Source organism: Actinoallomurus acaciae (assembly GCF_042429965.1).
GTDB lineage: Bacteria > Actinomycetota > Actinomycetes > Streptosporangiales > Streptosporangiaceae > Actinoallomurus > Actinoallomurus acaciae.
In genome coordinates this window covers 18,781-23,770 of sequence record NZ_JBHLZP010000227.1, presented here as the reverse complement: position 1 = coordinate 23,770, position 4,990 = coordinate 18,781, and the positions used below count along the sequence as shown (strand labels likewise).

Annotated in this window: 5 protein-coding genes and 1 pseudogene; all 6 read right to left on the bottom strand. The window is 71.7% G+C overall.

Annotated elements, in window-relative coordinates; all coding sequences use genetic code 11:
* Positions 1 to 343, bottom strand: a 343-nt coding sequence (locus ACFFNX_RS26850; RefSeq protein ID WP_512699861.1) for a DUF8108 domain-containing protein, incomplete at its 3' end; no start/stop codon positions are given.
* 33 nt (positions 344 to 376) lie between these two features.
* Positions 377 to 1,912: pseudogene (locus ACFFNX_RS26845) on the bottom strand (long-chain-fatty-acid--CoA ligase); the annotation flags it as partial.
* Between the two features lie 38 nt (positions 1,913 to 1,950).
* On the bottom strand, positions 1,951 to 2,496 hold the full coding sequence (locus ACFFNX_RS26840) for a hypothetical protein (protein ID WP_378208012.1): 546 nt from the start codon (positions 2,494 to 2,496) through the stop codon (positions 1,951 to 1,953).
* Positions 2,496 to 3,716: a molybdopterin-dependent oxidoreductase gene (locus ACFFNX_RS26835; RefSeq protein WP_378208009.1), complete on the bottom strand. Its 1,221-nt coding sequence runs from the start codon at positions 3,714 to 3,716 to the stop codon at positions 2,496 to 2,498. Before ACFFNX_RS26835 ends, ACFFNX_RS26840 begins: the two co-directional genes overlap by 1 nt.
* The gene (locus ACFFNX_RS26830; protein WP_378208006.1) at positions 3,686 to 4,300 is read right to left on the bottom strand and encodes a class I SAM-dependent methyltransferase; all 615 of its coding nucleotides are present in this window, start codon (positions 4,298 to 4,300) and stop codon (positions 3,686 to 3,688) included. The genes ACFFNX_RS26835 and ACFFNX_RS26830 overlap by 31 nt, the downstream gene beginning before the upstream one ends.
* Positions 4,297 to 4,935 (bottom strand): TIGR04282 family arsenosugar biosynthesis glycosyltransferase, encoded by a 639-nt coding sequence (locus ACFFNX_RS26825; protein ID WP_378208003.1) that lies wholly within the window; start codon positions 4,933 to 4,935, stop codon positions 4,297 to 4,299. Before ACFFNX_RS26825 ends, ACFFNX_RS26830 begins: the two co-directional genes overlap by 4 nt.
* Positions 4,936 to 4,990 lie beyond the last annotated feature (55 nt).

Genomic DNA, 4,990 nt, shown 5'->3' with positions numbered 1-4,990 from the left:
GGTGGCGGCGGCCTCGCCGCGGCCCTGCCTGCGGCGGGGCGACCATCGGCGCCGGGCGGCCGTTGAACAGGACGACGCCGTTCGGGTCGACCGTGATGGACACCCGCTTCTCGCTGCCGACCACGCCGAAGATCACCCAGATCGGCACCCACAGGCCGCAGGTCAGGAAGCTGACCACCAGGTGCGCCGCATGGTTGACATCGCCGCCGGAGGCCATGATCGCCTGGTTGTCGACCTGCGACTCGATCCGCCAGCCGCGCGCGACCTGGCGCATGACCGCGTTGCCGAGGATCGCGCGGAGCCGGTCCGGTGGCAACGGAGATCCGGGCTGAAACGGAACCATGCTCTCCCTTTGACCTGTTCGTTCGGGCGCGGCTCAGCGCACCGCGCGGGACTCACCGGCCCAGTACGGCTCGCGAAGCTGCCGCTTGAGGACCTTGCCCGTCGGGTTGCGCGGGATCGTCTCGACCCACTCGACCGAGGTCGGGCACTTGAAGTGCGCCAGCCTCTCGCGACAGTAGTCGATCAGCTCCCGTTCGGTGATCTCGCCTTCGCGTACGACGATGGCCTTCGGGGTCTCTCCCCACTTCTCGTGCGGCACGCCGATCACCGCGCAGTCGGCCACGGCCGGATGACCCATCAGGACGTTCTCCACCTCGGCCGGATAGATGTTCTCCCCGCCCGAGATGATCATGTCCTTGACGCGGTCGTGGATGAACAGGTAGCCGTCCTCGTCGAGGTAGCCGGCGTCCCCGGTGCGCAGCCAGCCGCCGGGCAGCAGGGTCTCGCGGGTGGCCTGGTCGAGCGACCAGTAGCCGCGCATGTTCTGCGCGGTGCGGCAGACGATCTCCCCGACCTGGCCGGTGGGCAGTTCGTCGCCGGTGGCCGGGTCGAGGATCCGCAGCTCGACGCCGGGGCCCGGCAAGCCGGCGCTGCGGAGCCGGGTGCCGTCGGGCACGTGATCTTGCGGAGGCAGGTATGTGATCGAGCCGGTCGTCTCCGTCAGCCCGTACACCTGCATGAACCCGGTGCCCGGCAGCAGCGCCATCGCGCCGCGCAGCACCTCGTCGCTGATCGGCGAGGCGCCGTACAGCAGGAGCTGGAGGCTGGACATGTCCGCCTCGCGGACCTGCGGGATGTGCTGCATGAACAGCAGCAGCGCCGGAACGAGGAAGACGTGCGTGACCCGGTGCGCCTCGATCGCCCTGGCGATCGCGACCGGGTCGGGCTCCCGCACGATCACCGCGGGGATGCCGGAGTAGACCACGCCGACCGCGAGGGCGCAGCCCGCGATGTGGTACAGCGGCATCGCGACCATGTTGACGCTCTCGGGCCGCAGATCCCAGAGCTGGTCGACGACCGGCAGCAGGGCGAGGAAGTTGTCGTGCGTGAGCATGACGCCCTTGGGCCGGCCGGTCGTGCCGGAGGAGTAGAGCTGGACGAACACCTCACCGGTGTCGTCCCGGCGCTCGGCCTCGTGCGCGCTGCTCCAGGCCGCGTAGTTCTCGTAGCGCTCGCTCTCCCCGGTCACGATCACGTGCTCGGTGTGCTGGAGACCGTCGGCGATGGCGTCGAGCACCGGCGTGAACTCGGCGCCGGCGACGAGGACCTTGGCCCTGGCGTTGTCGACGATGTAGGCGACCTCGGCGGGCGCGAGCCGGTAGTTGACCGGCACCTGCACCCCACCGGCACGCGCCGCGCCGAACAGCAACTCGACGCACTCCAGGGAGTTCTTGTCGAGCACGGCGACACGGTCGCCCGGCTCCACACCGGAAGCGCGCAGCGCCGCGGCGACGGCGTCCACCCGCCGGTCGAACTCCCCGAACGTGACCTGTTCGCCCTGGTAGATGTAGGCGATCCGGTCGGGGTGCGTCGCCGCTTGCTCGCGGAGCATGCCGGTGAGACTCATGGCCGAATCATGCGCGACCCGACATCACGCGACAAGGCTCGCTAACTGCTTTTCGCCATCTTGCTGATGAGGGTCACCACCACCGCGCCGATGACCGCGAGGAAGCCGATCCAGATGAGGAACTTCAATGCCGAGATGATCATGCCGATCACCATGAAGATCAGCCAGATCGCCAACAGTACGCCGACAATCGAAAGTATCGCCTTGCCCATGGGCCGAGCGTACGCGTTCAGCGCGGCTACGGCAGTGGTTACAAGACCGATCAAAATGACAATCGAGACAAGATGCCTTCCGTACGCCTGCGGGAGCACCGACGGGTTGTCGCCGCGCCGGCCGAACCCCAGCACCGCGGGCAGGGCGACGAGCGTGACCGTGCCCGCGATGACGGCCGCGCGGCGCCATGGCGCGGGCACCCGTCTCGTCACGTACGCCGCGCCGAAGACCAGCGGCGCGAACACCGCGTCGTGCACGACCGCGACACCCGCGAACCAGATCGCCCAGCCCACGACCCCGATGTGGCGGCCGATCCCGACGAGCCCGACGCCGATGAGCACGGCGCCGGCGGCGTAGAGCGTCCGGCGCACCATCAGCTCACCTCCAGCTTCGCGACCCACTTCGTCTGCATGACCCCCGGCCGGTCCGGCGCGATCAGGCGGCAGGGGTGGCCGTGGTCGAGGGAGAGCGGCTCGCCGTTCACCTCAAGGGCGAGGAGGGTCAGCGGGTCGTGCCAGTGCGGCGGGTCGACCTGCGACGTCCGGTACAGGCCCTGCTTCTCCAGCGACTCGACGCGTACCCGCGCGTCGTCCTCGACACCGGCCGCGCGCAGGACGTCCCTCAGCCGTACGCCGGCCCAGGTGGCCTCGGCGCTCCACCCCTCGACGCAGGCGATCGGCAGCCGCACGACGTGCCGGGGCATCGCGCGCAGGTCGTCCAGGCTGAGTGAGAGCTCACGCCGTACGGCGCCGGTGACCGCGAGCCGCCAGCCGGCGCTCCGGGTGACGCCGGCCGCGAGCGCGGTCTTGTTGACGGGCAGGCGCTGCGGGCCGGTGCCGGGGCGGCGGGGGGCGAGAACCGCCAGGTCGCCGAGTGGCGTGAACGTCTCGCCGACGGTCGTCAACGCGACGAGGCCACAGGCTCCGGCGACCGTGGCGAGGAAGCCCCGCCGCGACGGCCCGTGCGGCGGCGGAGGGCGGCGCAGGCCCCGTACCTTGGCCCACTCGTCGGCCGCGTGGATGAGGAGAGCGCCGAAGACGACGTAGGCGGTCCAGTAGTGCGCCACCGTGAAGAAGAACGGGAACGGGTACCAGTAGTTGACGTTGATCAGGCCGGTGACCAGCTGAAACAGTGATCCGCCCACGAGGAGGAAGACGGCGCCGCGCCTGGCCGCGTGCGCCGCCGAGCGGATCGGCGGCCACTGCCACAGCTTCGGGTACACCGTCCACAGCTTGGCGAGCAGGAGCGGGATGGTGGCGATTCCGCAGATGATATGTGTGCCCTGGGTGAGCCGGTAGAGCCCGACCGGCCGCGACGGCCAGAGCATCCACGACGGCGGATGCTGCATGAAGTGGCTGACCAGGCCGGTGACGAACGCGACGGTGAAGCTGACGCCGAGACACGCACCGAGCCAGGCCGCGGTCCGTTCGTCGTGGAGCCGGCTGGTGAAGACGGTCCCGATCCGGCGGGTCAGGCGTTCGGAGTCCGTGTCGATCCGGCGTATCAGCCGCCGGGAGCCGGCGCCGACCCGGCGGATGCGACGTGCCGGGGCGATCCGGCGCATCAGGCGACGGGGGTCAACTCGGCGAAGCATCGCGCCGCCTCCGTCCAGATGGTCGTGACGGTCAGCCCGGCCTCGCCGGCGCACGCGCCGACCGCTTCCGCGTCGAGATGGGCCCAGCGGAACCAGTCCCCGGCCCGCCCTCCGTCGCGCAGCCGCAGCCATTCGGTGCGGGTCGTCTCGCCGAGTTCGACGATGGCGCGGCCGGTCCGGTCGAGGAGCGCCGCGACGCGCCGCAGGAGTGCGGGCGGATCGCCGCCGATGCCGATGTTCCCGTCCGCGAGCAGGACGGTCTGCCAGCGCCCCGCGCCGGGGATCCGGTCGAAGACGTCGCGGAGCAGCGCCATGCCGCCGGCGGCGCGGGTCATCTCGACGGCGTACGGGGTGACGTCGATGCCCAGGGCGGGGAGCCCGCGTTCGGCGAGCGCGACGGTGAGGCGTCCGGGACCCGACCCGATGTCCAGCGTCGGTCCCTGGCACCGGTCGAGCAGGGCGTCGTCGCCGGGCCGCCCGCCGCGCCACTGGTCGATGGGGAGCCGCTCCGTACGCCCGTCCTCGTGTTCGATCACGGCCTCGCCCAGGCCGGCGAGCGAGCCCTCGTACAGGTGGCCGATCATCGCGCTCCCGCGTGGACGGCGTGTTCGGCGGCGCGTACGGCGGCGGCGAAGCGTGTGCCGGGAGCCTGCGCGGCCACCCGCACCGCGTCACCGGCGGTGTCGACGTCCCGCAGTGTGCCGAGCGTCGCGACGCGGAGCCCCTCGAGGCGTTCGAGCTGGCGGACGCCGGTGTCGGGACGGGACATCGGGACGCCGCGCAGCCGGTGCGGTGCGGGTTCGCGCAGGCCGAGCAGCCAGAACCCGCCGTCGGCGGCGGGCCCGTACACCGCGTCGCAGTCGTTGAGACGCCTGCTCGCGTCGGCGAGCATCCCGGGTGTCACCTGCGGGGTGTCCATGCCGATCAGTACGGCGGGACCGCCGACGTCCGCGAAGGCGTTCGCGAGCCGTTCGTCGAGCCCCGCGCCGCGCTGGGCGATGACCTCGACCCCGCGCGGCAGCCACGCGCCGGGCCGTCCCGCCAGCGCGACCACGCGACGCGTCGCGGGGGCCGCGGCGACGGTGTCGAGCGTGTCGGCGAGCGCGGCCTCGGCGATGAGCGCTGCCTGCCGGGCCGTGTACGGCGGGATGAGGCGGGTCTTCACCCGCCCCGGCACCGGCTCCTTGGCGATCACGATCAGCGTGACGCCCCCGCTCATGGGCCCTCCTTCGCGAGGCCACGTGCGGTCGCCTCGCCCGCTCACGAGGCCTCCA